The organism is Desulfosalsimonas sp. (assembly GCF_046483245.1).
GTDB lineage: Bacteria > Desulfobacterota > Desulfobacteria > Desulfobacterales > Desulfosalsimonadaceae > Desulfosalsimonas.
Map to the genome: position 1 here is coordinate 51,693 of NZ_JAWODO010000003.1, position 23,938 is coordinate 75,630.

Annotated in this window: 28 protein-coding genes; 20 read left to right on the forward strand and 8 right to left on the reverse strand. The window is 55.4% G+C overall.

Features of this window, described 5'->3' with window-relative positions; genetic code table 11:
• Positions 1 to 37: 37 nt before the first annotated feature.
• From R6U41_RS00320 to R6U41_RS00335, 4 genes are read right to left on the reverse strand one after another with little or no spacing between them, the layout of a single operon-like run.
• Complete coding sequence (locus tag R6U41_RS00320; RefSeq protein WP_410267844.1) at positions 38 to 595, reverse strand: 2-oxoacid:acceptor oxidoreductase family protein; 558 nt, start codon at positions 593 to 595, stop codon at positions 38 to 40.
• A gap of 8 nt (positions 596 to 603) precedes the next feature.
• Complete coding sequence (locus R6U41_RS00325; RefSeq protein WP_410267845.1) at positions 604 to 1,410, reverse strand: 2-oxoacid:ferredoxin oxidoreductase subunit beta; 807 nt, start codon at positions 1,408 to 1,410, stop codon at positions 604 to 606.
• Positions 1,411 to 1,425: 15 nt separating this feature from the next.
• A complete protein-coding gene (locus R6U41_RS00330; protein ID WP_410267846.1) occupies positions 1,426 to 2,574 on the reverse strand; it encodes a 2-oxoacid:acceptor oxidoreductase subunit alpha in 1,149 nt (382 codons plus the stop codon).
• Positions 2,575 to 2,578: 4 nt separating this feature from the next.
• A complete protein-coding gene (locus R6U41_RS00335; RefSeq protein WP_410267847.1) occupies positions 2,579 to 2,788 on the reverse strand; it encodes a ferredoxin family protein in 210 nt (69 codons plus the stop codon).
• A 252-nt stretch (positions 2,789 to 3,040) separates the two neighbouring features.
• On the opposite strand from R6U41_RS00335, the gene R6U41_RS00340 reads away from it, so the two are divergent.
• Both R6U41_RS00340 and R6U41_RS00345 read left to right on the forward strand, forming a co-directional pair.
• Positions 3,041 to 3,508, forward strand: coding sequence for a MarR family winged helix-turn-helix transcriptional regulator (locus R6U41_RS00340; RefSeq protein WP_410267848.1), 468 nt, complete (start codon positions 3,041 to 3,043; stop codon positions 3,506 to 3,508).
• A 51-nt stretch (positions 3,509 to 3,559) separates the two neighbouring features.
• A complete protein-coding gene (locus tag R6U41_RS00345) occupies positions 3,560 to 3,997 on the forward strand; it encodes a hypothetical protein (protein ID WP_410267849.1) in 438 nt (145 codons plus the stop codon).
• Here R6U41_RS00345 and R6U41_RS00350 read toward each other — a convergent pair.
• A complete protein-coding gene (locus R6U41_RS00350) occupies positions 3,891 to 5,447 on the reverse strand; it encodes a sigma 54-interacting transcriptional regulator (RefSeq protein WP_410267850.1) in 1,557 nt (518 codons plus the stop codon). The two genes, R6U41_RS00345 and R6U41_RS00350, sit on opposite strands and share 107 nt — an antisense overlap.
• Before the next feature lie 389 nt (positions 5,448 to 5,836).
• Between R6U41_RS00350 and R6U41_RS00355 the strand changes: the two genes are divergently transcribed.
• Complete coding sequence (locus R6U41_RS00355) at positions 5,837 to 6,472, forward strand: hypothetical protein (RefSeq protein ID WP_410267851.1); 636 nt, start codon at positions 5,837 to 5,839, stop codon at positions 6,470 to 6,472.
• A 170-nt stretch (positions 6,473 to 6,642) separates the two neighbouring features.
• A complete protein-coding gene (locus R6U41_RS00360) occupies positions 6,643 to 7,419 on the forward strand; it encodes a DUF1847 domain-containing protein (RefSeq protein ID WP_410267852.1) in 777 nt (258 codons plus the stop codon).
• A 46-nt stretch (positions 7,420 to 7,465) separates the two neighbouring features.
• On the opposite strand, the gene polX is transcribed toward R6U41_RS00360, so the two are convergent.
• Positions 7,466 to 9,196 (reverse strand): DNA polymerase/3'-5' exonuclease PolX, encoded by a 1,731-nt coding sequence (gene polX / locus R6U41_RS00365; RefSeq protein ID WP_410267853.1) that lies wholly within the window; start codon positions 9,194 to 9,196, stop codon positions 7,466 to 7,468.
• A gap of 252 nt (positions 9,197 to 9,448) precedes the next feature.
• Between polX and R6U41_RS00370 the strand changes: the two genes are divergently transcribed.
• The 11 genes from R6U41_RS00370 to R6U41_RS00420 are packed head-to-tail and all read left to right on the forward strand — an operon-like array spanning position 9,449 to position 17,406.
• A complete protein-coding gene (locus R6U41_RS00370; RefSeq protein ID WP_410267854.1) occupies positions 9,449 to 9,622 on the forward strand; it encodes a Trm112 family protein in 174 nt (57 codons plus the stop codon).
• Positions 9,623 to 9,667: 45 nt separating this feature from the next.
• A complete protein-coding gene (locus R6U41_RS00375) occupies positions 9,668 to 10,213 on the forward strand; it encodes a DUF4416 family protein (protein ID WP_410267855.1) in 546 nt (181 codons plus the stop codon).
• Positions 10,206 to 11,087 (forward strand): YicC/YloC family endoribonuclease, encoded by an 882-nt coding sequence (locus tag R6U41_RS00380; RefSeq protein ID WP_410267856.1) that lies wholly within the window; start codon positions 10,206 to 10,208, stop codon positions 11,085 to 11,087. Before R6U41_RS00375 ends, R6U41_RS00380 begins: the two co-directional genes overlap by 8 nt.
• Positions 11,088 to 11,123: 36 nt before the next feature.
• Entirely contained in the window at positions 11,124 to 11,402 is a 279-nt protein-coding gene (locus tag R6U41_RS00385; RefSeq protein WP_410267857.1) for a DUF370 domain-containing protein, read from the forward strand.
• Positions 11,403 to 11,418: 16 nt separating this feature from the next.
• The gene (gene gmk, locus R6U41_RS00390) at positions 11,419 to 12,045 is read left to right on the forward strand and encodes a guanylate kinase (protein ID WP_410267858.1); all 627 of its coding nucleotides are present in this window, start codon (positions 11,419 to 11,421) and stop codon (positions 12,043 to 12,045) included.
• Positions 12,042 to 12,818, forward strand: coding sequence for a 23S rRNA (guanosine(2251)-2'-O)-methyltransferase RlmB (gene rlmB, locus R6U41_RS00395; protein WP_410267859.1), 777 nt, complete (start codon positions 12,042 to 12,044; stop codon positions 12,816 to 12,818). The genes gmk and rlmB overlap by 4 nt, the downstream gene beginning before the upstream one ends.
• Before the next feature lie 48 nt (positions 12,819 to 12,866).
• A complete protein-coding gene (gene icd, locus R6U41_RS00400; RefSeq protein WP_410267860.1) occupies positions 12,867 to 14,108 on the forward strand; it encodes an isocitrate dehydrogenase (NADP(+)) in 1,242 nt (413 codons plus the stop codon).
• Complete coding sequence (locus R6U41_RS00405; protein ID WP_410267861.1) at positions 14,071 to 14,931, forward strand: ComF family protein; 861 nt, start codon at positions 14,071 to 14,073, stop codon at positions 14,929 to 14,931. The genes icd and R6U41_RS00405 overlap by 38 nt, the downstream gene beginning before the upstream one ends.
• A gap of 49 nt (positions 14,932 to 14,980) precedes the next feature.
• Positions 14,981 to 15,796, forward strand: coding sequence for a carbon-nitrogen family hydrolase (locus R6U41_RS00410; RefSeq protein WP_410267862.1), 816 nt, complete (start codon positions 14,981 to 14,983; stop codon positions 15,794 to 15,796).
• A gap of 18 nt (positions 15,797 to 15,814) precedes the next feature.
• Positions 15,815 to 16,591 carry a peptidoglycan editing factor PgeF gene (gene pgeF / locus R6U41_RS00415; protein WP_410267863.1) on the forward strand — a complete coding sequence of 259 codons (777 nt, stop codon included), beginning with the start codon at positions 15,815 to 15,817 and terminating at the stop codon, positions 16,589 to 16,591.
• The gene (locus tag R6U41_RS00420; protein WP_410267864.1) at positions 16,588 to 17,406 is read left to right on the forward strand and encodes a dihydroorotate dehydrogenase electron transfer subunit; all 819 of its coding nucleotides are present in this window, start codon (positions 16,588 to 16,590) and stop codon (positions 17,404 to 17,406) included. Before pgeF ends, R6U41_RS00420 begins: the two co-directional genes overlap by 4 nt.
• On the opposite strand, the gene R6U41_RS00425 is transcribed toward R6U41_RS00420, so the two are convergent.
• Both R6U41_RS00425 and R6U41_RS00430 read right to left on the reverse strand, forming a co-directional pair.
• Complete coding sequence (locus R6U41_RS00425) at positions 17,403 to 17,771, reverse strand: DUF1330 domain-containing protein (RefSeq protein ID WP_410267865.1); 369 nt, start codon at positions 17,769 to 17,771, stop codon at positions 17,403 to 17,405. The genes R6U41_RS00420 and R6U41_RS00425 overlap by 4 nt on opposite strands.
• A 158-nt stretch (positions 17,772 to 17,929) precedes the next feature.
• Entirely contained in the window at positions 17,930 to 19,384 is a 1,455-nt protein-coding gene (locus R6U41_RS00430) for a catalase (RefSeq protein WP_410267866.1), read from the reverse strand.
• A gap of 297 nt (positions 19,385 to 19,681) precedes the next feature.
• Here R6U41_RS00430 and zupT point away from each other — a divergent pair, with 297 nt between their 5' ends.
• The 5 genes from zupT to R6U41_RS00455 form a co-directional block, all read left to right on the forward strand.
• Positions 19,682 to 20,494, forward strand: a complete 813-nt coding sequence (zupT, locus tag R6U41_RS00435; RefSeq protein WP_410267867.1) for a zinc transporter ZupT — start codon at positions 19,682 to 19,684, stop codon at positions 20,492 to 20,494.
• Between the two features lie 147 nt (positions 20,495 to 20,641).
• Entirely contained in the window at positions 20,642 to 22,297 is a 1,656-nt protein-coding gene (locus R6U41_RS00440; RefSeq protein ID WP_410267868.1) for an AMP-binding protein, read from the forward strand.
• Positions 22,298 to 22,352: 55 nt separating this feature from the next.
• Complete coding sequence (locus tag R6U41_RS00445) at positions 22,353 to 22,778, forward strand: AMP-binding protein (RefSeq protein WP_410267869.1); 426 nt, start codon at positions 22,353 to 22,355, stop codon at positions 22,776 to 22,778.
• 49 nt (positions 22,779 to 22,827) lie between these two features.
• On the forward strand, positions 22,828 to 23,076 hold the full coding sequence (locus tag R6U41_RS00450) for an AMP-binding enzyme (RefSeq protein ID WP_410267870.1): 249 nt from the start codon (positions 22,828 to 22,830) through the stop codon (positions 23,074 to 23,076).
• On the forward strand, positions 23,057 to 23,938 hold an 882-nt coding region (locus tag R6U41_RS00455; protein ID WP_410267871.1), incomplete at its 3' end, for a hydroxymethylglutaryl-CoA lyase. The genes R6U41_RS00450 and R6U41_RS00455, both read left to right, overlap by 20 nt.

Below are 23,938 nucleotides of genomic sequence, written 5' to 3' on the forward strand. Positions count from 1 at the left end.
CGATTTTTTGCAATAGCAGGTGGCACGGGCGGTTTTGTTAAGCGATAGCTGAAGATCTTTGGCTTCCAAGCGCTATTCCCATGTGCAGGGCCTTGAGGTTGGCTTCCCGGAAGCTTTCATCAAAGCGGCCGGCCACGGCTGATTCCAGGCTGGGGGTGGAAACGATTTGGGTCAGGGCGGCCACGGCCCCCAGCACACAAATATTCAGACCCCGGGTATTGCCCATCTCCTGTTTGACCTGATCCTGAAACGGCAGCTGCGCCAGGCGGGCTTCAGCGCTTTTGTCCACCTTTACCAGGGCGGTGTCGGTGATCAGCAGGCCGCCGGGGCGCATGGTGGGATGGTATTTGTTGTATGCGGTCTGGGTCAGGCAGACCAGAACATTGGGCTGGATCACCTTGGGGTAGTAAATGGGCTTATCCCAGATGATCACATCGCTTCTGGCAGCCCCGCCCCGGGCCTGGGCCCCGTAGCTCTGGGACTGGACCGCGTTTAGCCCCTCGTGGAGGACAGCGGCTTCTGCCAGCAGGATTGCCGCAGTGATGATGCCCTGCCCGCCGGAACCGGAAAAAACCAGCCTGCACTTTTCCATCATGCCTTCTTTTATGTCTGCTTTTGTTGGTTTTTTTCGATGATTTTTTCATACTCCCGGCAGTATTCCGGAAGCTCTTTTTTCACAAACACGCCCCGCTCGATCAGATCCGGGTCCTGGTTCTTTTTTTCAGAACCCACGGCCACGGTGCGGTTCTTATAGGCCTCCATCATTTCCGGGGCATCCCCGGCCCGGTTGTAGCGTCCAAAATACGTGGGACACTGGGTGAGCACCTCAAGCACGGAAAATCCTTCATGCAAAATGGCATCCCGGATCAGGCGGGAAAGTTCATGGACATGATAGGTTGTGGTCCGGGCCACGAATGTGGCCCCTGCCGCCTCGGAGAGTTTTGCAATGTCAAAGCCGTGATCAATGTTGCCATAAGGCGCAGTGGAGGCCGCGGCTGCATAACCCGACAGCGGGGAGAACTGCCCGCCGGTCATCCCGTAAATCCGGTTGTTCATGATAATGGCCGTCATTTCAACATTGCGCCGGGCGGCATGCAAAAAATGATTGCCCCCGATGGCCAGCGCGTCTCCGTCTCCCATGGGAACGATCACGTTTAGCTCCGGCCGGCTCATCTTGATTCCCGTGGCAAAGGCCAGGGCGCGGCCATGGATGGTGTGCATGGAGTGGAAATCCACATACCCGGAAATCCGCGCCGAACAACCAATGCCCGAAACCATGACGATTTCGTTTTTGCTCATGCCCAGCGATTCCATGGCCCGGATCATGGCGTTTAGCACCACCCCGTGACCGCAGCCCGGGCACCACATGTGCGGGAAAAACCGTTCGCGGATATAGTCTTTGACAGACATCAAATCACCTTGAAATTATACGCCTTTGCCATGCAGCAGCCGCAGGATGTTCTGGATATCCGTGGGGGAAATCAGCTGGCCGTCAATGCGGTTGGCCAGATACACCCGCTCGGGCCGGTCCACGGCCAGCTTTACCTCCCGGATCACCTGGCCGGTGTTTAATTCCACCACCACAATATAATCGGCATTTTTGCAAACCTTGCGGACCACATCACCGGGAAACGGCCAAAGCGTCTGCAGTTCCAGCAGGCCCAGCCTTTCTCCGCGCTTGCGGCGGTTTTCCACCAGATGCCGGGCCGAGCGGGCAGCCGCTCCATAGGAAACCAGAACCGTGTGGGCATCTTCGATGTGATCCTGCCGAAAAAAGGTCATATTGCCGGCATAATTCTGAATTTTGTCCATGAGATGCCGGATCAGGCCGTAGACGATTTTGGGATCATCTGAAGGAAAGCCCCACATATCATGATACAACCCGGTGACATTGTAGCGGTGCACCCCGCCGAAATCCGACATGGGCAGCCGTCCGTCTTCCCGAGGCAGATAGGGGTGATAGTCCACCCCGCTTTCAACAGACGTCCTGAGCCGCTCCACCAGGGCGATTTCACCCTTTTCGGGAATCACCACCTTTTCGCGCATGTGGCCGGTGACCTCGTCAAACAGCAGGATCACCGGGGTGCGGAAAGTCTCGGCAATATTAAAGGCCTCCACGGTGATGGCAAACATGTCCTGGTGATTGGAGGCGGTCAGGGCGACAATGGCATGATCACCGTGGGTGCCGTAGCGGGCCTGGTTGACATCGCCCTGCCCCACATGGGTGGGAAGACCCGTGGACGGGCCGCCGCGCTGCACATCCACGATCACGCAGGGGATCTCGGTCATCACGGCATAGCCCAGGGCTTCCTGCATCAGGGAAAAACCGGGGCCGCTGGTGGCGGTCATGGCCTTGCGGCCGGTCAAAGATGCCCCGATAATGGCGCAGATGGAGGCAATCTCGTCTTCCATCTGCAGAAACCGGCCTCCGATCTGCGGCAGGCGAACGGACATGGCCTCGGCAATCTCGGTGGAAGGCGTGATGGGATAGCCGGCAAAAAACTCCAGGCCCGCATAAAGGGCAGCCTCCACGCAGACCTCGTTTCCCTGGATGAATTTCACTTTGCCCTGCATCAGTTCAAGTCTCCTGACATTCGACTTCAATGGCAAGGTCCGGGCACCTGTATTCGCACATGCGGCAGCAGATACAGGCTTCCGGGGCGGCAGGATAGGCAATGTTGTGCTCATCAAGCGCCAGAACCTGCTTGGGACAAAAATGCACGCAAATCCCGCAACCCTTGCACCAGGTGCGTTCAATGTGATGGGCTTTTAATTTCTTTTTTGCCATGTTCAAAGCTCCGCGATTCATGAAAGTGTAGTGTGCATCTGTCCGCCCGGAAAATCAAGCCTGATTTCACTGCCTGTCATACCAGGGCTTGGTCATTCCCCCACTTTTTCCTTGTTTTCCCGGATGCCGGGGGGTTTGGTCCAGCTATATCATTTTTATGAACTATATTATTTTTATGAACTATTTTTCTTGACAAAACTATCTTGAAATTATTAACTGGTTTCAAACACGCTTTCAGAAAAAGGCAGGGCAATGATTCAGGATCTTTTTACAAACATCGCCAGATTAAGCATCAAGATGCGGATTTACCGGGCCATTGAGGCTGCGGGAAGCGAGGCCGGAGAACTTAAGGACCGGGAAATGCTGATTCTTGAAATCCTCAGCACCCAGGGCCCCATGAGCATGAGCGACCTGCTGCGCTTTTTTCCCGGAGTCAAGCAGAGCACCCTGTCCACGGATGTCAAACGGCTCAGATCAGAACTGGAAATGGTGGACATGAAAGTGGACCGAAACGACATGCGGGTGCACTTAATTGAGCTGTCGCAGAAAGGCCGTGAAAAGGTTGCGGAGATCAAGGCCCGGCAGGCCAGAAGCTATAAGCCCCTGGCCGCCGCCATTGGCGATGAACCGGATGAAATTGCCGTACTGCAGCGTGTGGTGGACCGGGCCATCGAACTGGTGGACCGGGAAATCACCCGGCACGCGGAATCCCGGGATTAACCGGCATTATATCCCGGGTGGACTGAAAGCACGAAAAAAAGGAGGCAAAAAATGAAAAAGATATTTACTGTGCTTCTCGTTGCGGTCTGCCTGGTGGCTTTTGCCGGCACATCCGCATCTGCCGGAGACAAACAGCGCCACCGGTGGGAAGGCGTTGCCATCGGGGTGGGCGCGGCCATTGTCGGCCATGCCATTATCAGCAGCTACTACAACAGTGGCCCGGACCATGTCACCGTAATCCACAAAAGCCGCGATCACCGGGCATGTCCGCCGCCGCACTACAGCCGGAGTCACTCAAGGGCCCGGGGCCACTGGAAGGCCCGGAGCCACAGCCGGTACGAGAAAAAAAGCCCGGTTTATTACGAGGAAAGACACGTGAAGATCATCCGGAAGGGTTTCGGTCAACAGAGATCCCGAGCTTCCGCATACGGTGCCTCAAGGTACTGTAATGAAGGCCCAAAATCTCGGCGGCACCACCGGGGCCGCTGATTTTGCCGTTGGTTGCCTTCAGCACCCGGCGGATATGACGGGCCATCACCTCATCTAAAGTCGGCATCGGGCCGGATTCCCGCAGTTCGTCCGTATCCTGCAAAAGCGACGAATTTTTCCGGAAAAATCCGGAAAAGGAAATCCGGCCCCCCTGGTATTGAATCAGGGCCCGTTCCACGAGATTTTCCAGTTCCCGGACATTGCCGGGCCAGTCATGGGCCAGCAACTGACGCAAAGCCCCGCTCTGCAGTTCAGGAGGCTGCTTGATTTTCAACTCTTGTGCCTTTTTTTGCATGAAAAAATTCACCAGCTCGGGGATATCTTCCTTTCGCTCACGCAGGGGCGGGATGGAAATGGGAAACACATTGAGCCGGAACCACAAATCCTGCCGGAAGCGGCCCTCTGCCACCATGTCCTGGAGATTGCGGTGAGTGGCGGATAAAATCCGGACATTAACGGCAATCTCCCCGGATCCGCCCACCCTTTCAATGACTTTCTCCTGCAGCACCCGAAGCAGCCGAACCTGCGCCTGGGGGGAAAGCTCTCCGATTTCATCCAGGAAAATGGTTCCCCGGTCGGCCCTTTCAAAACGTCCTTTTTTTCTTTCAACGGCACCCGTAAACGCCCCTTTTTCATGCCCGAACAATTCACTGTCCATGAGGCTTTCGGCAATGGCCCCGCAGTTGACCTTGATTAACGGTCCGTTTCGCCTGTGGGAATGGTTATGGATAAAATTGGCGATCACTTCCTTGCCCACCCCGGTTTCGCCCAGGATCAGAACCGGGCTGTCCAGGCCGGCCACCTGCCGGGCCATTTCCGTGACCTGATTTAACCCCTGATCTGCACCAATGATCTCTGTCTCTGCTTTTTCATCCAGCCGCGCGTGAAGATGGCGGATATCATCTGTGAGCTGCCGGTTTAACGCAAGCACCTCCCGGTGCTGGAGCACATTGGACATGGCAATGGCCACGGGCTCATGGATAATCTGCAGCAGCTCCGCCTGCTCTTTGGTGTACTGGTTCCGGCCGGCAGTCGAAACCCAGAGGCCTCCGATGCGGTTTCCCTCCAGCTCCAGCCGGATCATGATAAAGGAAATGTCGGTATCCAGGCCCAGCCGGGTGAACAAGTCCAGCAGGTCCGGGTCCTGCTCCAGATTATTGACCACCATATAGGCTTCCAGGTCCACCTGTTTTTGGATCCACCTGGCCCGCATCTCCCGGGTGTCTGGCAATGAGACTTCTTGTCCGTATTTTTCCGCGGTTTTTGAAATTTTTCCCGCAATATTGCGGATCACATTTTTCTGCGGGTCAAACAGCACCAGGGATATGAAGCCGGCGGGCAAAAACTGGTTCACATACTGCTGCATCCGTTTCAGGGCCACTTCAATATCCAAACTGCTGCATATCCGGACAGTTGCCTGCCGGAAAAATTCATTGCCATCCACCTGCATAATATCTCCCGGATGTTTAGTCATATATAACTAATTTGTCATATATGACTAAATGATTTTGTTCATATATAACAAATGCAACCTTTCTTATTTTTCAAATACTTGAAATAATTTAATTTATTTTTTTGGCACAGATCTGGCATTATCACAAATAAAAGCTTTTTACGCTTCTGCCGAATTTCAAAAATGATGGCACCGTAAAAAGTCTGATTTCAGATGGTGCCGTAAAAAGTTCAAGATCAAGGCTTGCGCAATTTCGAAGAATGCAGCGTACTTAGCCGTACGTGAAATTCTGAGAAATTGCGCGTAACGCAGATATTGGACTTTTACGGCGCCATCAAAATGGCATGAATTATTATAACATACAATAGAGTAAAGGAGAGATGACAATGAAACAATTGAAAACTGGTCTGTATGTGATTCTGATGGGAGCCCTGATCTGCTCTTTGACCGCCTGTGCAGCCACCGGCAGCCGCATGGCAGCATCAACTGCCGGCGACTGCGGAATGAAGCCGGGCCAAAAACTGATGATCACCGGCGTCTCCGATAATGATCAAGCAAGAAAACAATTTGAAGACGCCTTGTGTCATGAGCTCAAAAATCAGGGGGTGGAGGCGGTTGCAAGCTATTCAGCGATTCCTGAGGCTTCAGGACTCGACCGCGAAACGCTTCTGAAACAAGCCAATAGCCAGGGAATCGATTTCGTATTTCTGGCCCGGGTGGCCGGCATGGAGGAAACATATGCGTTCTCCTCCTATGATCCGATATTGTTCTACCTGGGCCCGGGCGATACCGGGGGGAACTGGTCTGCGCATCAGCAGCAATATCTCAGTCAAAACGCCACTGCATGGAAACATGTGATGGTCAAAGCCAGGCTCTACGATACCAAGACCGGAAACGCCCTGTGGTCCGACACCCTGGATATCGCCAGGCCGGCAAAAAGCATTTCCGCACAAAAGGTCATCAACAAGGCGGTCAAACAGATTCCCAGGGTCATTTCCGGGCGCTGTTCGACCAACAGCTAGACCCTGACCGAATTTTGGTACTGTCGCTGAAAAGCTGCAGGCAGGGGTGATGTAATGCCCCTCCTGCAGCCTGCCGGGCATGATCTCCTTTTGATAATTTCCGAACCAGGGTTGTTTCCCCGGCCCCGGATCTGATATAGAAAAGGAAATATGAAAAGGAGACATTGCCCATGAACGATAAAATCCTTTATACACAATGCGCTTATTGCGATGGGGAAACCTGTTATCCGGCTGCGAACCTCAACGACCCCCTGCCTTCCATTGAAAAAGCGCCCACGGCGTGCCCCATGCGCCGGTATGAGCAAGTCGTCCGCGAGGGGATCACTCACTATCACCGGAGCAATATTCAGGAATTTGCACGCCGGGCCTCAATCCAGGAGGCCCAGTGTTATGAATTCGACGGCCAGAACCTAAGAACCCGGATTCCGCGAATTGAAGAGATCATGCAGTTTGCCGCCAAGTGCAATTATACCGCCCTGGGTTTGGCCTTTTGCATCGGCCTGCGCAGGGAGGCTCGCGAGGTTTCAAAAATTTTCGAAGCCGGCGGATTTGATGTGGCCTCGGTCTGCTGCAAGGTGGGCCGAACGCCAAAGGAATCCATCGGTCTGACAGGGGAAGAAAAAATACGGGGGCCGGATGCCATGGAATCCATGTGCAATCCCATTGTTCAAGCCGAGCTGTTAAACCGCCAGAAGGTGGACCTGGCCGTCATGCTGGGCCTGTGCGTGGGGCATGACACCCTGTTTCTCAAATACTGCAAAGTACCTTGCACGGTGCTGGCGGTCAAGGACCGGGTGCTGGGCCACAATCCCCTGGCGGCGATTTATCTGTCTGCAACCCCCTATTACGGGCGCCTCAAAAATCCGGCCAGGCTCTCCGGGGCAAAAGATGAATGGGAAAAAATTGACATCATGACAGAGGATGCACTCGAAAAAAATGGAAATTAAGACCATTGGGGCGGTTTTCGCCCCGGCCTGTGACTGCAGGGGCGGTTTATGGACGCCGCAAAAGGCGCAGCAATTCTGAAAGAGATCGGGTATTGACCACATCATTGCGGGTCAGCCATCCGCGGCGGGCTGCGGTAATACCGTTTTCCATCAATTCGAGATTTTCTACGCTGTGGGCATCCGTGGAAACCGCCAAGCGTACCCCCGATTCTGCGGCCATCTTGCAGTAGGGGCTGGGCAAATCCAGCCGGTCGGGCTGGGCGTTTAACTCAAGGATCACGCCCCGGTCTTTTGCCGCCAGGATGATCTTTTCCAGGTCAATTTCCATGGGATCCCGGGTATTGATCAGCCGGGCTGTGGGATGGCCGAGGATATGGCAATAGGGGTTGTCCATGGCCCGGATGATCCGCTCAGTCTGTTTTTTTTCATCCATGCGTTGCTGGTAGTGCACCGAACAGACCACCAAATCCAGTTGGGCCAGCACGGAATCAGCCAGATCCAGGCGTCCGTCGGCCAGAATATCAACTTCCATTCCCTTGAGCAGCCGGAAGCCGGAAAACTGTTCATTAATGGCATCGATTTTCTCCATGTACTGGAGAACCTGCTTTTCATTGAGCCCCCCGGCCATGGCCACCTTCTGGGAATGCTCCGTAACGGCCAGGTATTGATATCCCATGGCCATGGCCCCATGGGCCATTTCCTCAAGACTGCCGTGGCCGTCTGTGCGGCGGGTATGGCTGTGCAGATCTCCCCGGATATCGCTTCTTTTGAGCAGGGCAGGCAGGCGGTTGTCCGCAGCGGCCTCGATTTCACCCAGATTTTCACGCAGTTCCGGCGGGATATAACTCAAGCCCACCGAGGCATAAACTTCTTTTTCGGTTTTTCCGGCAATCCGCTTTTCCCCCTGATACACCCCGTACTCGTTGATCTTGTAACCCTTTTCCTGGGCCAGTTTGCGAACGGCGATATTATGGGCCTTGGAACCGGTAAAATAATGCAGGGCCGCCCCGTAGCTGACCTGGGCCACGATGCGCAGATCCACCTGAAGTCCCGGACGCAGGATCACACTGCTTTTGGTTTTGCCGTGGGACAAAATGTTTTTCACCCCTTCAAAGGAAACAAAAGCTTCCATGACATCCTTTTCCCGATCCCGGGCGCAGGTGACCAGAACATCGAGATCTCCCACGGTTTCCTTTCCCCTGCGGAAGCTGCCGGCCACCCTGACCCGGCGCACGCCTTCGATATCCGTGAGGTACTGTTCCAGCGCCCGGGCATGGACGGCCGCATCGCTCCACAGCAACCGTTTTTCCCCGGATTTTTTCACCCGGCCCAGGGATTCAATAATATGCTGCTGGCTTTTTTCCCCGAAACCGCTTACATCAGCGATCTGCCCGCGCCGGGCAGCCCTTTCCAGATCTTCGAGACTGGCCACGCCCAGGTGCTTGTATAGCTGGGCGGTTTTTTTGGGCCCGAGAGAAGGCACCTGCATCAGGTCCAGCAGGGACACGGGCAGCTCCTGGCGCAGCTGGCGCAGCTGTTCAAGCCCCCCGGTTTCCACGATTTCCCGGATCTTTGCGGCCAGATCCCGGCCGATGCCCCGGTACTGGCTCAGATCTTTGTTGGCCTTGACCAAGGAGGCCACAGGTTCGGACATCTGCTCGATAACCCGGGCCGCCTCCCTGTAGGCCCGGACCCGGAACGGATTGTCGTCCCGGATCTCCAGCAGATCCGCCACCTGATTGAGAAGATCCCGGATTTCATTGTTCTGCAGAAACATTGCACTTCTCCCCCGGGCATGATCAGCGCCCGTTTGCCAATTCCTGTTATACCGCCTGCCGGTCACATGGCTTAAGATCCTACGTATCTGTGCTTGAAACGGTCGTCAAGGATTTTTAACATTACAAATTCACTGCCGATTCAATTGAAGCAAATGATATGCCCGGAATTTCCTTTTGCATCGCCCGGGCGCCTCTGGTATAGAAAAGGGGTTTAAACGCAAACAGCCCAAAATACACAGGAGACCATACCCATGCCCATCAGCCAGGAATTGCTGGAAATTCTGGTATGCCCCCAATGCAAGGGGGCCATATATCTCAACAACAGCGGCGATGCCCTGATCTGTGACAACTGCAGGCTTGAATTTGAAATCCGGGACGATATTCCGGTGATGCTCATTGAAGAGGCCCGGCCGGTTGGCGATTAACCGCCTGAATCCGAATACAAACCACGGCTACAGGCAGTATTTTCCATGAGCCAGCCATCTGGGCCCGCACCCGCAAAGCTTGTCATCGGCGCCTTTATGGCGGACAAGGAATTGATCATGCCCGTTGCCGGGCGGCTTTCTGAGGCCTTCGGGCCTGTGGACATGATCAGCCGGTGGCTCGCCTTTGACTACACCCGGTATTACGAACGGGAAATGGGAACCGGGCTGTTTCGGCGCATACTTGCATTTCAAAACATGATCAAACAGGATGCGCTGTCGCAAATCAAACATACCACCAACGCAATTGAAGCCGAATTTGCAAATAATGACAAGCGCCGGGTCAATATTGACCCGGGATATCTGCTACGGGAACGGTTCGTACTGGCCACCGGGAAAAACTTTTCCCACCGGATTTATATCGGCGAAGGGATTTATGCGGATTTAACCCTGATTTACCAAAAGGGCGATTTCCGAACCCTGCCCTGGACCTATCCGGATTACGCAGCCGGGGAAATGACGGAATTTCTCCACCAGGTGCGCCGCAAATATGTTTTTGACATAAAGGAGGCAGCAGCGCAGGCCAATGATTAAAAGCATGACCGCATTTGCCGGCATCGAACACAGCCGGGACAATATCACCGTCACCGTGGAAATGCGCGGCTATAACAGCCGTTACCTGGATTTGGCCGTGAAACTGCCCTCTTCCTACGGCTGGCTTGAAGATATGGTCAAGCAGGCCGTTGGCCGTTGCATCAGCCGGGGCCGCATTGAAGTCCGCATCCAAATCCGGGCTGATGAACAGACCTGCTGGAATTTTGCGATCAACCCGCAACTGGCAGACGCCTATTATGCGGCTTTGGATGAACTCAAACACCGCTTCGGCATCACCGAAGCCATTGGCATCTCGCATCTGGCGGGGATCAGCGGCATTATTGAAACCGTGGAAAATCAGGCAGACGCAGAGATTTTGTCCCTGGCAATGGAGCAGGCCATGCAAAAGGCCCTGGAAGCCTTTGAGGCCATGCGCGCAGATGAAGGACAGGCCATGGCACGGGACCTGGAAGCGCGCCTGGCATTTATCGAAAACTGCATTGAACGCATTGACAATCTGCGCCAGGGCCTGGTAGAAGCCTGCCACCAGCGAATTCAAACCCGAGTCCGGGAACTGACCGCCGACCAGGTGGAAATCGACCCCACGCGCATTGCCCAGGAAGCCGCCATGCTGGCGGATAAAAGCGATATTTCCGAGGAATTGACCCGGGCTGCAAGCCATGTCCGGCAGTTTTGGCAGATCATGGAAGCGGATGCGCCTGCGGGAAAACCGCTGAATTTTTTATTGCAGGAGTTGAACCGAGAATTGAACACCATGGGGGTGAAGGCCGGCAGCGCGGATATTTCCCATATTGTTGTTTCCGTGAAAACCGAACTGGAAAAGCTCCGGGAGCAGGTCCAGAACATCGAATAATATTAACCCTCAACCCAACCAGTCCCAGGAGAGCCCATGGACTACAATCTACTAAACATCGGCTTCGGCGGATCCATTGTCGCCGAAGAAGTCATTGCCATCCTGTCTCCCAACTCCGCGCCCATGAAACGGCTCAGAGATGATGCCAGGGAGCAGAACCGCTTAATTGACGCAACCCACGGACGGCGCACCCGATCCATCATCATTACCAAAACCAACCATATCATTCTTTCAGCCATGCAGGCGGAAACCATTTCCCAGCGGTTTTCAATGCTGAAGGAAAAACAGCGGGACAAGCAAACCGGCAAAGGTTAACCGGAAGATGACCGATATGGACAAAAACACATCCGGCCGCCATAGAACCGGACGCCTCTTTGTCTTATCCGCCCCCTCGGGCACCGGCAAAACCACCCTGTGCCGCCGAATCCTGCCACAGCTGGAACGCATGGTTTTTTCTGTCTCCTACACCACCCGCCCGCCCAGGGCCGGGGAAACCGATGGAAAGGACTATCATTTCATCTCCGCTGCCCGGTTCGAGCAGATGATCCAGGAAAACCGGTGGGCGGAATGGGCCAGGGTCCATGACAATTATTACGGCACCAGCGCAGACGATCTGGCCCGGGACCTGGCTGCCGGCTATGACGTTTTGTTAGACATTGATGTCAGGGGCGCCCGCCAGATCGTTGAACGATTTGCCGGAAGTGTTACCATTTTTATCATGCCCCCGTCTTTGGACGATTTGCGTAAGCGCCTGGAAAAAAGGGGCAGTGATGATAAGCAGGTCATTGAAAAGCGCTTGCGCGCAGCTGCCGAGGAGATGGCATGCCGCCATGAATATCACTATATTATTGTCAATGACCGGATAGAGCGGGCTGCACAGGAACTGCTGGCGGTTATTGAAAACAACCGCCAGCCCGTTGGCTGCCATTTCAACCCTGACTCCGGAACCGGATTGTGAAACCCGATCATATGACCAAGGAAGAAATCATCTATGGGATCCACCCGGTCACGGAGGCCTTAAAAGCCGGCCGGCGAAAGGTCTTGCGCGTCTACATCAGCCGTGAAAATCCCGGCAAACGCGTCAACAAACTTGCGGAAAAAATCCGGAAAAGCGACATTTACGTGGAAGCGGTCAGCCGGGAGCAACTAAACAAACTCAGCCGGAATGATTATCACCAGGATATTGCCGCCCGGGTCAGCCCGCTTCCCACAACGACCGGATCCCGGCTGTTGGCCCCGAAATCCGGGATCAAACAGGATGCCTTTTTCCTGGTGCTCGACAGCGTGGTGGATCCGCAAAACTTCGGTGCCCTGGTCCGCACGGCCGTGTGCATGGGCGCAGATGCGGTCATCATTGCCCGGGACCGGTCTGCCGGCCCCGGCCCGGCCGCATCCCGGGCTTCGGCCGGCGCCATGGAGCATGCCCGTATCTGCGTGGTCACCAACCTGGCCAATTACATGAAAGACTTGAAAAAAAACGGATTCTGGATTATCGGTCTGGATCATATGGCAAAACAATCCATTGCTGAAACCGATATGACCGGAAAATGCGCCCTTATCATCGGCGGGGAAGACACGGGCATCCGCCCTCTGGTTAAGCGCCGGTGCGATTTTCTGTGCGCCATTGCCCAATCCGGTCCGGTCAATTCACTCAATGCGTCCGTGGCCGGCGGCATGGCCGTTTACGAGGCAATGCGCCAGCGGCACACGGCCGCTCCGAACAAAAAATAATGCAAAAACCCGTTGATTTCTTTTTTTACAGGAAAGGATCCGCATACCATGAGTACAGCAGAGTCCATCACCATTGATAAAAACGGAAAGCTTTCCGTTCCCGGTCATGTCATCATCCCCTTTATCGAAGGCGACGGAATCGGACCCGATATCTGGCGCGCCACTCGACCCGTCCTTGATGCAGCAGTTGAATACGCATACAAGGGAGATCGCAAAATCGAGTGGAAGGAAATCAACGCCGGTGAAAAAGGATATGAGAAAACCGGCCAATGGCTCCCCAAAGAATCCCTGGAAGCCATCCGGCAGCACGTGGTGGCCATCAAGGGGCCTTTGACCACACCAGTGGGAAAAGGCATCCGCAGCTTAAATGTAACCATCCGCCAGGTGCTGGACCTGTATGCCTGTGTGCGGCCGGTAAAATACGTCCCCGGGGTTCCCAGCCCCATGAAACATCCGGAAAACATCAACATGGTGGTGTTCCGGGAAAACACCGAGGATCTGTATGCCGGCGTTGAATTTCAGGCCGGGAGCCCGGAGGCGGAAAAACTCATCTCATTTTTAAAAGACGAGATGAACGAAACCATTGCCGACGGCTCCGGCATCGGGATCAAGCCCATAAGTGCAAAAAACACCAAGCGCCTGATGGCCAGCGCCATTGTCTATGCAAGAGACAACGGGTATCCGAGCGTGACCCTGATGCACAAGGGCAATATCATGAAGTACACAGAAGGCGCATTTGCCACCTGGGGCTATGAAGCCGCCCGGGAACAGTTCGGAGATATCACCGTCACCGAAGATGAGGTGTACGAAAAACACAACGGAACTGCCCCGGAAGGCAAAATCGTGATCAAAGACCGGATCGCGGACATGCTGTTTCAGCAAGTGCTGTTGCGGCCCGCGGAATTCGGGGTCCTTGCCACGCCCAACTTAAACGGCGACTATATCTCCGACGCCCTGGCCGCCCAGGTGGGCGGTCTGGGCATGGCACCCGGGGCCAATATCGGAGACCAGTGCGCGGTATTTGAAGCCACCCACGGCACCGCCCCCAAGTATGCCGGCCGCAACAAGGTCAATCCCAGCTCCCTGATTTTATCCGGGGCCATGATGCTCGATCACATGGGATGGACAGAAGCTGCAGAGCGCATCCGCAGTTGCCTGGCTGAAACCGTTAAAAGCGGCAATGTAACCTATGACCTGGCCCGTCAGATTAAAGGAAGCTGCAAGCTCTGCTGCTCGGAGTTTGGAGAGGCCATTGTGGAAAACATCTGCAGCTACCCGGAAAAATGCTGATCTTCAGGCCCGCATTGGCCGGGCCCTGATCAAAGCGATTTTCCCGGAAATCTGCCATGGCTGCGGCCGCTTTATGCCGGAGCGCGCCAAACACATGGTCAGCCGGCCGGACCCGGCGGTACAGGTCGTAAAGCGCGACTTTGTCCGCCGGGTGCTGGAACCGGTCTTGTGCCCCGATTGCCTGGCCGATATCCCCATTGTGGACTCCCCCATATGCCCCTGTTGCGGCCGACCGCTAAAAAGCCGCCAGGATGGGGATCACATGTGCGGCCGGTGCATCACGGAAAAGCGCAGCTTTCTAAAGGCCCGCTCTGCAATGGTTTATGACGGCGCCATACTTTCGCTGATTCATTCCTACAAGTACAACAGCCGCACATCCCTGGCAAAGCCATTGGGCCGGCTGCTTTATGAAGAATTTATCCGGCAGTTTGATCCAGGGGAAATCGATGCGGTAATGGCCGTTCCCCTGCACGCCAGGCGGATGCGGCAGCGGGGATACAACCAAGCGCTTCTAATGATCCGGCACTGGCCCGAAATGGCCGCAGAACGCGGCCATTTGCAAAACTGGGAAATTATTTGCCATGACCGGGCCCTCTGCCGCAAAACTCACACCCGGCCTCAGACCGGCCTGGACCGAAAGGCAAGGGCAAAAAACATCCAAGGCGCTTTTGATGTCTCTGCGCCCGGGTTTTGCAAGGGCCGGAGCCTGCTTTTGGTCGATGACGTGATGACCACCGGTGCAACCCTGGACGAATGCGCAAAAGCCCTGTACCGGGCCGGGGCGGCCAGGGTCAGCGTGCTTACCCTGGCCCGGGCCCTGTAAACATTTCAACCCAAAGCCTAAACTAGGCGCAATACAGGGAAAAACAGCCATGATCCATTACCCTGCAAGCCCATCCGGGGCGCGGCTGACAGCTGCGGTATGCCAGTTTGACGTTGCTGTGGGCGATGTGGACAACAACATTGAAACCGGCCTGGCCGCCGCTGAAAACGCCTGCAAAAGCGGGGCGCAGCTGGTGGTGATGCCCGAGCTGTGGGCCTGCGGCTATGACGGGGAAAAAATAGCGGCTCATGCCCGAAAAACCCAGGAAATCATCGGTTTTCTGGCCGGGCTGGCAAAGGCTTACGGCGCGGTCATTGCGGGCTCCCTTCCGGAGGAAGCATACGGGCGTGTTTACAACACCATGTTTGTCCTCAACACCAGCGGGCAGATTGCTGCAGCCTACCGCAAAATCCATTTGTTTCCCCTGCTGGAGGAGGACAAATGGTTTGCCCCGGGCCGGCAAAGCATGGTATTTGACTGCCATGGAATCCCGGCCGGATGCATGATCTGCTATGATCTGCGGTTTGCGGAAATGGGCGTGCACCTGGCCGCAGGCGGGGCGCGCATGATCGTGGTCTGCGCCCAGTGGCCGGCCGTGCGCATTGATCACTGGGATGCCCTACTCATGGCCCGGGCCATTGAAAACCAGGTATTTGTGGTGGCTGCCAATAGGTGCGGAGCGGATGCAGGCTCCGGGTTCAACGGACATTCCCGGATCATCGCTCCGGACGGTGCCATTCTGGCCGATGCCGGAAAAAGTCCGGCACATGTTTCCGCCGAACTGGATTTTTCCGTAATTGACAACCTTCGCACCCGGTTCTGCCCGGTTGCCCAACGCGTGCCGGCGGCATATCCGCCAGCTTAAACACACGGAGCAATCCCCATGTTTTTCACGCGGCACCAGGGCCTGACATATGCCTGTTTTTCAAATCTTTCCGCCTGTCCTGGCATGTTTCACGCATTTTTTACACGCCTGGATCACCGGTCGCAGACAGGTTCAGAAGAAACGGATTTCAGCACAGAAGACAGCACCCGTCAAAACCGCACCCGGGCGGCCCGGTGCACGGGGGCCGCTGATCTGGTTTATCTCAACCAGGTCCACGGCACCAGTGTATCGGTTATATCTTCCACGGCGGATCTCCATGAAGCCGTGGCAAACCCGCCGGAAGCCGATGCAATCATCTCCGGCCTGGCCGGTGCCGGCCTGACCGTTCGCACAGCAGACTGCCAGGCCGTATTGCTTCATGACCCGGTCGGCCATACAACAGCCGCCATCCATTCGGGCTGGCGCGGAAGCATTGCCGACATCATCGGCCGCTGCATTCACACCATGAGGAAAAAATTCGGCACTGATCCCGAAAACCTGGTCGCGGGCATCGGCCCGTCGCTGGGTCCGTGCTGTGCCGAATTTGTCCACTATGAAACCGAAATTCCGGAAAAATTCTGGAAATACAAGGACGATCAGCACCGGTTTGATTTCTGGCAGATCAGCATTGATCAGCTCCGGGCCGCAGGGGTCCGGGAATCGCAAATCGAAGTTTCCCATATCTGCACCCGGTGCAATCCCCGCCTGTTTTTCTCTTTTCGGGGGGAAAAAACAACCGGGCGCATGGCTGCGGTCATTGGTCTGAAAAAAGAAACAAAACAGGACGCAATATGAATAAAAATACCGGCGGCCGGCTTGCGCAGGAAACCATTGAACTAACGGAAAACAAAAGGATTTCAGGCAGCTATTTCCGACTGCGGGCCGCATGCGGTGTCCATTACGCCAAAGCTGCAGCCGGACAGTTTGTCACCCTCAGGCTTTTGGACCAGACAGAGCCGCTTTTACGGCGGCCCTTTTCCATCCACCAGGTCAACATCGGCTCAAACGGGATACCGGAAATCGAGATTCTTTACCGGGTGGTGGGGGGATTTACGTCAAAACTAAGCCGGCAGCCCGCTGGCAGCCGCCTGGATCTTCTGGGTCCACTCGGCCATGGGTTTACTGTAACTGCCCATACCAGGCCCGCAGCTGTTGTGGCCGGCGGCATCGGTGTGGCCCCGCTCGTTTTTCTGGTATGGCAGTTAAAACTGGCAGGAATGGATCCGGATCTGATCACTGTGTTTCTGGGCGGACAAACCAGAAGCGATATTTTGTGCAGGGATCGGTTTGAACACATGGGGGTGCGGACAAAAAACACCACAGAAGACGGCAGCCTGGGTTTTCACGGGCTGGTCACCACATCCCTGGAAACCTGGCTGAAAACCGCTGATCCGGCCATGATCTATGCATGCGGACCCCACGGGATGCTTATGGCTGTCGGAAAAATCGCCCGGTCGGCAAACACCGCCTGCGAGCTTTCCATTGAAACCCTTATGGCTTGCGGTCTTGGCGTGTGCATGGGCTGTGCGGTCAAAACCCGCAGCAGCGGGGAGGGGTTTGAACACGTTTGCAAGCACGGCCCTGTTTTTGACGCCGCCGCCCTTGTCTAACCCATCCAGCGCGGCCGGGTCACGTAAAGCCGGGAGTCAATCAATCCCTCGGTTCTGTACTTGGACGCCTCCTGGTATTCCGGGTCCGTGACCATTTGGACGAATGCCGAGCGCGACGGATACTGCACCAGCAGTACCGCATCCCAGTAATCATCGCCGATAAAAGTCATCACACCGGTGCCGTAATACAGCACCCGGCCCCCGATTTTTGTGAGAATCGGGTAAATGAGCTGGGAATATTTGTCATACTGCGCTTCTCCCCCCTCGGGTTTGAAGCGCAGCATGTTGACCATCACCAGCTCCCCGTCATCAGAGACAGCGTTGATATTTTCAAATTGTTCGGCAGTCGGCAGGATCGTTGGCACGCAAAAACCTCCTGTAATGAATTTTTACACGCTTGAGCTGTCATGCCTTTTTAAACACAGCTAAAGCACAAAAGTCAAAACAAAACCGCGCCGATTGCCCCTGATGCATTGTGAAACCGGGGTTTGGGTTATTCTTTTCTTTTACCTGCCAAAGCCGGTTATCCCTGTTTTACGCCTTTGGCAATTCGCTCGCCAATCTCTTTGTCAATATTTCTCCAGTAATCCAGGGCCCGCTCCAATACCGGCTCGGATACGCCTTTTTTGAGATGTCCCACCACATTGGACACCAGCCGGTCGCGCTGGGCATCGTCCATGACCTCGCGCACCAGGGTGCCGGGCTGGATGAAATCGTCATCATCCTTGCGCTGGGTGTAGGCTGCGCGGATAAAATCGCCGCTGGCACTCCACACGGCATCCTCCGGGTAACGTTTGGGATCGGCCTGGGGGCCGCCCTTGGAATTGGGGGCATATACCGGATCAGAGACATTTTCAAAGCGCATTCTGCCTCCCTTGCTGTAGCTGTTGACCGGGCTTTTGGGCCGGTTGACCGGAATGTGCTTGTAATTGACACCCAGGCGCGCCCGGTGGGCATCCGCATAGGAAACCAGGCGGGCCAGCAGCATCTTGTCCGGGCTCGGGCCGATGCCGGGGACAAAGCTATTGGGCTCAAAGGCCGCCTGCTCGATTTCTGTATGAAAATCAGACGGGTTCCGGTTCAACGTCAGGCGGCCCACCTCGTGGAGAGGGTAATCGCTGTGGGGCCAGACCTTTGTCAGGTCAAACGGATTAAACCGGTAGTTCTCCGCATCCTTAAACGGCATGATCTGGACCTTCAGGGTCCAGCTCGGATGATCGCCGCGCTTGATGGCCTCATGCAGATCCCGCCGGTGAAGATCCGGATCAGTGCCGGCCATGCGGTCGGCCTCCTCATCTGTGAGAAAATCGATTCCCTGATCGGTTTTGAAATGGTATTTCACCCAGAAACGCTCACCTTTGGCGTTGACCCACATATAGGTGTGACTCGTGTAGCCGTTCATGTGCCGGTAGCTTTTGGGCACCCCGCGATCGCTCATCAGGATGGTGACCTGATGGGCGGTTTCAGGCGACAGAGTCCAGAAGTCCCACTGCATGTCATGGTCGCGCAGGCCGGAATCCGCACGGCGCTTCTGTGAGTGGATGAAATGCTGGAATTTCATGGGATCGCGCACAAAGAAAACCGGGGTATTGTTGCCCACCATGTCATAGTTGCCCTCGTCGGTATAAAACTTCAGGGAAAATCCGCGCACATCCCGCCAGGTGTCAGGGCTGCCGGACTCGCCGGCCACGGTGGAAAACCGCGCCAGCACATCGGTTTTGGCGCCCGGCTGAAAAAGACACGCCCGGGTGTAGTCGCTGACGTCCCGGGTCACCTCAAAATGTCCAAAGGCACCCGAGCCCTTGGCGTGCGGCTGGCGGTCCGGAATCATCTCCCGGTTGAAATTGGCCATCTGCTCCATGAGATAATGGTCTTGGAGCAGAATCGGACCGTCCGGGCCGACGGTCAAAGAATATTCGTCGCTGGCCACGGGATTGCCGGCATCATTTGTCGTGGGTTTGGGATCATCTTTTGCCATTTTTTGCAATACCTCCTTTGTTTCATCTGTGCCAATTGGCGGGTAATTTGCGAAAGCTGCTCTTTTTTTTGAAAAATTGCATATTTGCAACCTGTGCCAACACAGGGCAATATGTTTTATTTTCCAAAATTTATTGGCATGCACCCAAATGTCAAACCGATTTTCGGGTTTTTCCCATGGAACAGCGGTCGGCAGGCGTTTGATTTTTTGCATCATGACCGCATCCGGGTTATGTTTCCCAAAACTGCGCCTTTACATTCTCTATCCAACCGCCAAGCGCTGAAAGGAAAACGTTTCATGCCTGCAGATCCCGTCCTGTTCGCATTCGGACTGACCCTGCTGGCCGGACTGGCCACGGGCGTGGGCAGTGCCCTGGCCTTTTTTGCCAAACAGACCAACACCCGCTTTCTTTCAGTGGCCCTGGGATTTTCAGCCGGGGTGATGATCTATGTCTCCATGATCGAAATCTTTTTCAAGGCCCGGGAGTCGCTGGCCGAAATTCTGGGCGAAACCGCCGGCTACCGGATGACCACCCTGGCCTTTTTTGCCGGTATTCTGCTCATTGCCGTGATCGACAAACTGGTTCCGTCATTTGAAAACCCCCATGAAATCCGAAATGTGGAGGATATTGAGGAAGTGGAGGCCATGCGCGAAAAAAACGCTCTGCTACGCATGGGCTTGCTTTCGGCCCTGGCCATCGGCATCCACAACTTCCCGGAAGGGCTGGCCACGTTTACCACGGCCCTGCGCGATCCCACCCTGGGGGTGAGCATTGCCGTTGCCATTGCCATCCACAACATCCCCGAGGGCATTGCCGTTTCCGTGCCAATCTATTATGCAACAGGAAGCAAGAAAAAAGCATTTACCCTGTCGTTTCTTTCCGGTTTGGCCGAGCCCGTTGGCGCCCTGGTAGGGTATCTGATCCTGCTGCCGTTTTTCAATGACCTGGTCTACGGAATGCTTTTCGCCTCTGTGGCCGGAATCATGGTGTTTATCTCCATTGACGAACTGCTGCCATCCGCGGAAAAATACGGGGAGCACCACCTGTCCATCTACGGCCTTATCGCGGGCATGGCGGTGATGGCGGCAAGCCTGATCCTTTTTGCATGACCGTGGGGACAGCTGTATTTTAACCTAAGCGTTAATTTTACCCTTTATTTTTCTTAAAACATTGTTTATATTTTCGTTCATTGGTTGAAACGCAAACCGATCATCAAAATTGCAACCTTCAATGCGCATCCAGGAGGTAGCCGACTTATGTCATCCATGGAATTCACCGCTTCCCTGACCCGCATCGGAGACATCGTAGACGCCAATGCCAAAAATTACAAAAACCAGACAGCCCTTGCCTACTACGAGTATGGATTTGAAAACAGCTTTTCCGAATTCAGAGATATTTGCCGGCAGGTGGCCAAGGGCCTGATGGCACTTGGGGTCAAACGGGGCGATCATATCGCCGTGTGGGCCAACAACCTGCCCGAGTGGGTCTACACCCAGTTTGGCAGCGCCATGGCCGGAGCCGTGCTGGTCACGGTCAACACAAACTTCCGGGCTTACGAACTCGAATATCTTTTGGATCAATCCGACACCACCACCCTGATTCTCTCCCATGGGGTGCGCGAGCCGAATGAATACCTGCGGATCCTGCGCCAGGTCTGCCCGGAGGTGGACCATTGCGAACCCGGCAGGCTTGAAATCCAAAAACTGCCGTTTCTCAAAAACATCGTCCACCTGGGCAAAAACGATATTCCCGGCATGTTTACCTGGACCCGGATGCTGGAGCTGGGCAGCCGCATCCCGGATGCCGAACTCGACCAGCGATCCCAAAGCCTGGAGTCCGATGATGTCATCATGATGCAGTACACTTCCGGCACCACCGGTTATCCCAAGGGCGTGATGCTCACTCATCGCAACCTGATTGGCAACGCCCGGAGCATGGCCGAAATCATGGCCCTGGGTCCCGATGACACCCTGTGCATTCCCGTCCCCTTTTTCCACTGCTTCGGCTGTGTCATCGGCACCATGTGCTGCACGGTTTCCGGGGCCGCCATGGCACCTGTGACGGGATTTGATCCGAAACTGGTACTCGAAACCATTGAAGCTCTGAAATGCACGGCATTACACGGTGTTCCCACCATGTTTATCGCTGAACTCGAAGCCATGGAGAACAGGGGATATGACACGGCACAGATGCGCACCGGTGTCATGGCCGGCTCCACCTGCCCGGTGGAGGTGATGAAAGGGGTGATGGAAAAGATGGGGGCAAGAGAACTGACCATTGTCTACGGCCAGACCGAAAGCTCGCCGGGCATCACCCAGACCCGGCGCGATGATTCCCTGAAAGTCTGCACCGAGACCGTCGGCCGGGCCCTGCCCAACGTGGAGGTCAAAATCGTGGACACAGTCACCGGCCAGCCCCTGCCGCCCGGAGAAACCGGGGAACTTTGCAGCCGGGGCTATCACATCATGAAGGGCTATTACAAAATGCCGGATAAAACCAAACAAGCCATTGACCCGGACGGATGGCTGCACACCGGAGACCTGGCCAGTATGGACGAGCACGGCAACTGCACGATCCAGGGCCGGCTAAAGGACATGATCATCCGTGGCGGGGAAAACATTTATCCCCGGGAAATCGAGGAATTTCTCTACACACATCCGGGGATCCAGGATGTCCAGATCGTGGGCATCACGGATAAAAAATACGGCGAGGAAGTGGCCGCCTTTATCCGGCTAAAAAACGGCGACAGCCTCTCTGCCGAAGCAATCCGAAACTTTTGCAAAGACCGGATCTCTTTTCACAAAATCCCGCGCTATATTTATTTTGTTGATGAATTTCCCACCACCGCCTCAGGCAAGATCCAAAAGTACAAACTCAGGGAAATGGCCCTGAATCAATCTGCTGATGCGTGAACCGCATATGACCGCACCGCTGCCCAGTCTTTAAAAAATCAACAAGGAGTCCTTGATGCAGGCAGACCCAAAAACGGTCAAAACCCTGATCTGGTCCGGACAGGGCGCAGGACAAAACCCGCCGGATGAAAGATTTCTGGAGTTTGACAACTGGTATCAGAAATACCCGGACACCGAACCCGACACGCTCCTGCGCATCGAGGATCCCTGTCAGATGACCTATACCAGCGGCACCGAATCCCGGCCCAAGGGCGTGATCATCAACCATCAGGCCCTGCTTTCCCAGTACATGGGATGCATCTTTGACGGGGGCTACGAAAGCGCCGACATCAACATCAACGCCCTGCCCATCTACCACTGCGCCCAGCGCGACGTGTTTTTAAATCCCATATTTGACATCGGCGGCACAAACCTCCTGATGGGCCCGGATATCGGCCAGATCCTCAAAAACGTGGAGAAATACAAGGCCCCCATGCCATGATGATGTATTTCAAGGACATGGAAAAAACCGATGACGTGATGCGCGGCGGGTGGAAGAAGTGGCGGTCATCGGTGTGCCCCATCCCAAGTGGGTGGAGGCTGTCACGGCCGTGGTGGTGCCCAGGCAGGTGGAAAGCATCAGCGAAGAGGAAATTCTGGAAATCTGCCGCCAAAAGCTTGCACCGTTTAAGGTGCCCAAAAAAATCATTTTTGTGGACCAGCTGCCCAAAACACCCACGGGAAAACTCTTAAAACGGGATATGCGCGATACATACAAAGATGCATTCAGCGCGGACTGACAAGCCGGACGTAATCATCCGGGAAGTGGCCTTAAGAGACGGGCTGCAGTCAGAACCCGGCTTTGTCTCCACCGGGGATAAGCTCCGCGTGATCCATGCCCTGGCCGCAGCCGGGGTGGTTTTCCTGGAAACCACCTCCTTTGTCAGTCCCCGGGCCATCCCCCAGCTCAAGGATGCCCCCGATTTAATGGCCCGGGTGCCGCGGGGCCTGCTTTGGCACGAAGTCATGGTACCCAACCTCAGGGGTGCCCGGGCAGCCGCAGAGGCCGGGGCTGACCGGCTTATTGTGTTTGTTTCCGCATCCGAGACCCACAACCGGAAAAACGTGGGCTGCGGCATTGAGCAGTCCATGGCGGATCTCGGGGCCATATCCGGGCTGGCAGCAGACCGGAAAATTGCCGTGGCCGCAGCCATTGCAACGGCCTTTGGCTGCCCGTATGAGGGCCAAGTGGACAAAGCCGCAGTGCTGGCCATTGCCCGGCACTTTGTCCAGGAAGGAGCCGACCGGATCACCCTGGCCGATACAACCGGCATGGCCAACCCCAAACAGATCACTGAAACCGTAGCCTTTTTCAAAGACCATCTGCCCAATACCCAAATCTGCCTGCATCTGCACAACAACCGGGGCATTGCCGCAGCCAATCTCTATGCCGGATATCTTGCCGGCATAGAGATGTTTGACACCTCCCTGGGCGGCATCGGCGGATGTCCCAACGTTCCCAGAGCCGCGGGCAACCTGGCCACCGAAGACGTGGCCAACATGTTTGAGGCCATGGGCGTGCGCACGGGCATGGACATTGATGGGCTAATCAGGGCCGCCGGCCTCCTGGAAAACATCCTCGGCCGCGCCCTGCCCGGCCAA

Excerpts from the sequence above, each read along its gene's own strand:
- R6U41_RS00320 (WP_410267844.1), bottom strand. The coding sequence starts at position 595 with ATGATGGAAAAGTGCAGGCTGGTTTTTTCCGGTTCCGGCGGGCAGGGC.
- R6U41_RS00325 (WP_410267845.1), bottom strand. The coding sequence starts at position 1,410 with ATGTCTGTCAAAGACTATATCCGCGAACGGTTTTTCCCGCACATGTGG.
- R6U41_RS00330 (WP_410267846.1), bottom strand. The coding sequence starts at position 2,574 with ATGCAGGGCAAAGTGAAATTCATCCAGGGAAACGAGGTCTGCGTGGAG.
- R6U41_RS00335 (WP_410267847.1), bottom strand. The coding sequence starts at position 2,788 with ATGGCAAAAAAGAAATTAAAAGCCCATCACATTGAACGCACCTGGTGC.
- R6U41_RS00340 (WP_410267848.1), top strand. The coding sequence starts at position 3,041 with ATGATTCAGGATCTTTTTACAAACATCGCCAGATTAAGCATCAAGATG.
- R6U41_RS00345 (WP_410267849.1), top strand. The coding sequence starts at position 3,560 with ATGAAAAAGATATTTACTGTGCTTCTCGTTGCGGTCTGCCTGGTGGCT.
- R6U41_RS00350 (WP_410267850.1), bottom strand. The coding sequence starts at position 5,447 with ATGCAGGTGGATGGCAATGAATTTTTCCGGCAGGCAACTGTCCGGATA.
- R6U41_RS00355 (WP_410267851.1), top strand. The coding sequence starts at position 5,837 with ATGAAACAATTGAAAACTGGTCTGTATGTGATTCTGATGGGAGCCCTG.
- R6U41_RS00360 (WP_410267852.1), top strand. The coding sequence starts at position 6,643 with ATGAACGATAAAATCCTTTATACACAATGCGCTTATTGCGATGGGGAA.
- polX (WP_410267853.1), bottom strand. The coding sequence starts at position 9,196 with ATGTTTCTGCAGAACAATGAAATCCGGGATCTTCTCAATCAGGTGGCG.
- R6U41_RS00370 (WP_410267854.1), top strand. The coding sequence starts at position 9,449 with ATGCCCATCAGCCAGGAATTGCTGGAAATTCTGGTATGCCCCCAATGC.
- R6U41_RS00375 (WP_410267855.1), top strand. The coding sequence starts at position 9,668 with ATGAGCCAGCCATCTGGGCCCGCACCCGCAAAGCTTGTCATCGGCGCC.
- R6U41_RS00380 (WP_410267856.1), top strand. The coding sequence starts at position 10,206 with ATGATTAAAAGCATGACCGCATTTGCCGGCATCGAACACAGCCGGGAC.
- R6U41_RS00385 (WP_410267857.1), top strand. The coding sequence starts at position 11,124 with ATGGACTACAATCTACTAAACATCGGCTTCGGCGGATCCATTGTCGCC.
- gmk (WP_410267858.1), top strand. The coding sequence starts at position 11,419 with ATGGACAAAAACACATCCGGCCGCCATAGAACCGGACGCCTCTTTGTC.
- icd (WP_410267860.1), top strand. The coding sequence starts at position 12,867 with ATGAGTACAGCAGAGTCCATCACCATTGATAAAAACGGAAAGCTTTCC.
- R6U41_RS00410 (WP_410267862.1), top strand. The coding sequence starts at position 14,981 with ATGATCCATTACCCTGCAAGCCCATCCGGGGCGCGGCTGACAGCTGCG.
- pgeF (WP_410267863.1), top strand. The coding sequence starts at position 15,815 with ATGTTTTTCACGCGGCACCAGGGCCTGACATATGCCTGTTTTTCAAAT.
- R6U41_RS00420 (WP_410267864.1), top strand. The coding sequence starts at position 16,588 with ATGAATAAAAATACCGGCGGCCGGCTTGCGCAGGAAACCATTGAACTA.
- R6U41_RS00430 (WP_410267866.1), bottom strand. The coding sequence starts at position 19,384 with ATGGCAAAAGATGATCCCAAACCCACGACAAATGATGCCGGCAATCCC.
- zupT (WP_410267867.1), top strand. The coding sequence starts at position 19,682 with ATGCCTGCAGATCCCGTCCTGTTCGCATTCGGACTGACCCTGCTGGCC.
- R6U41_RS00440 (WP_410267868.1), top strand. The coding sequence starts at position 20,642 with ATGTCATCCATGGAATTCACCGCTTCCCTGACCCGCATCGGAGACATC.
- R6U41_RS00445 (WP_410267869.1), top strand. The coding sequence starts at position 22,353 with ATGCAGGCAGACCCAAAAACGGTCAAAACCCTGATCTGGTCCGGACAG.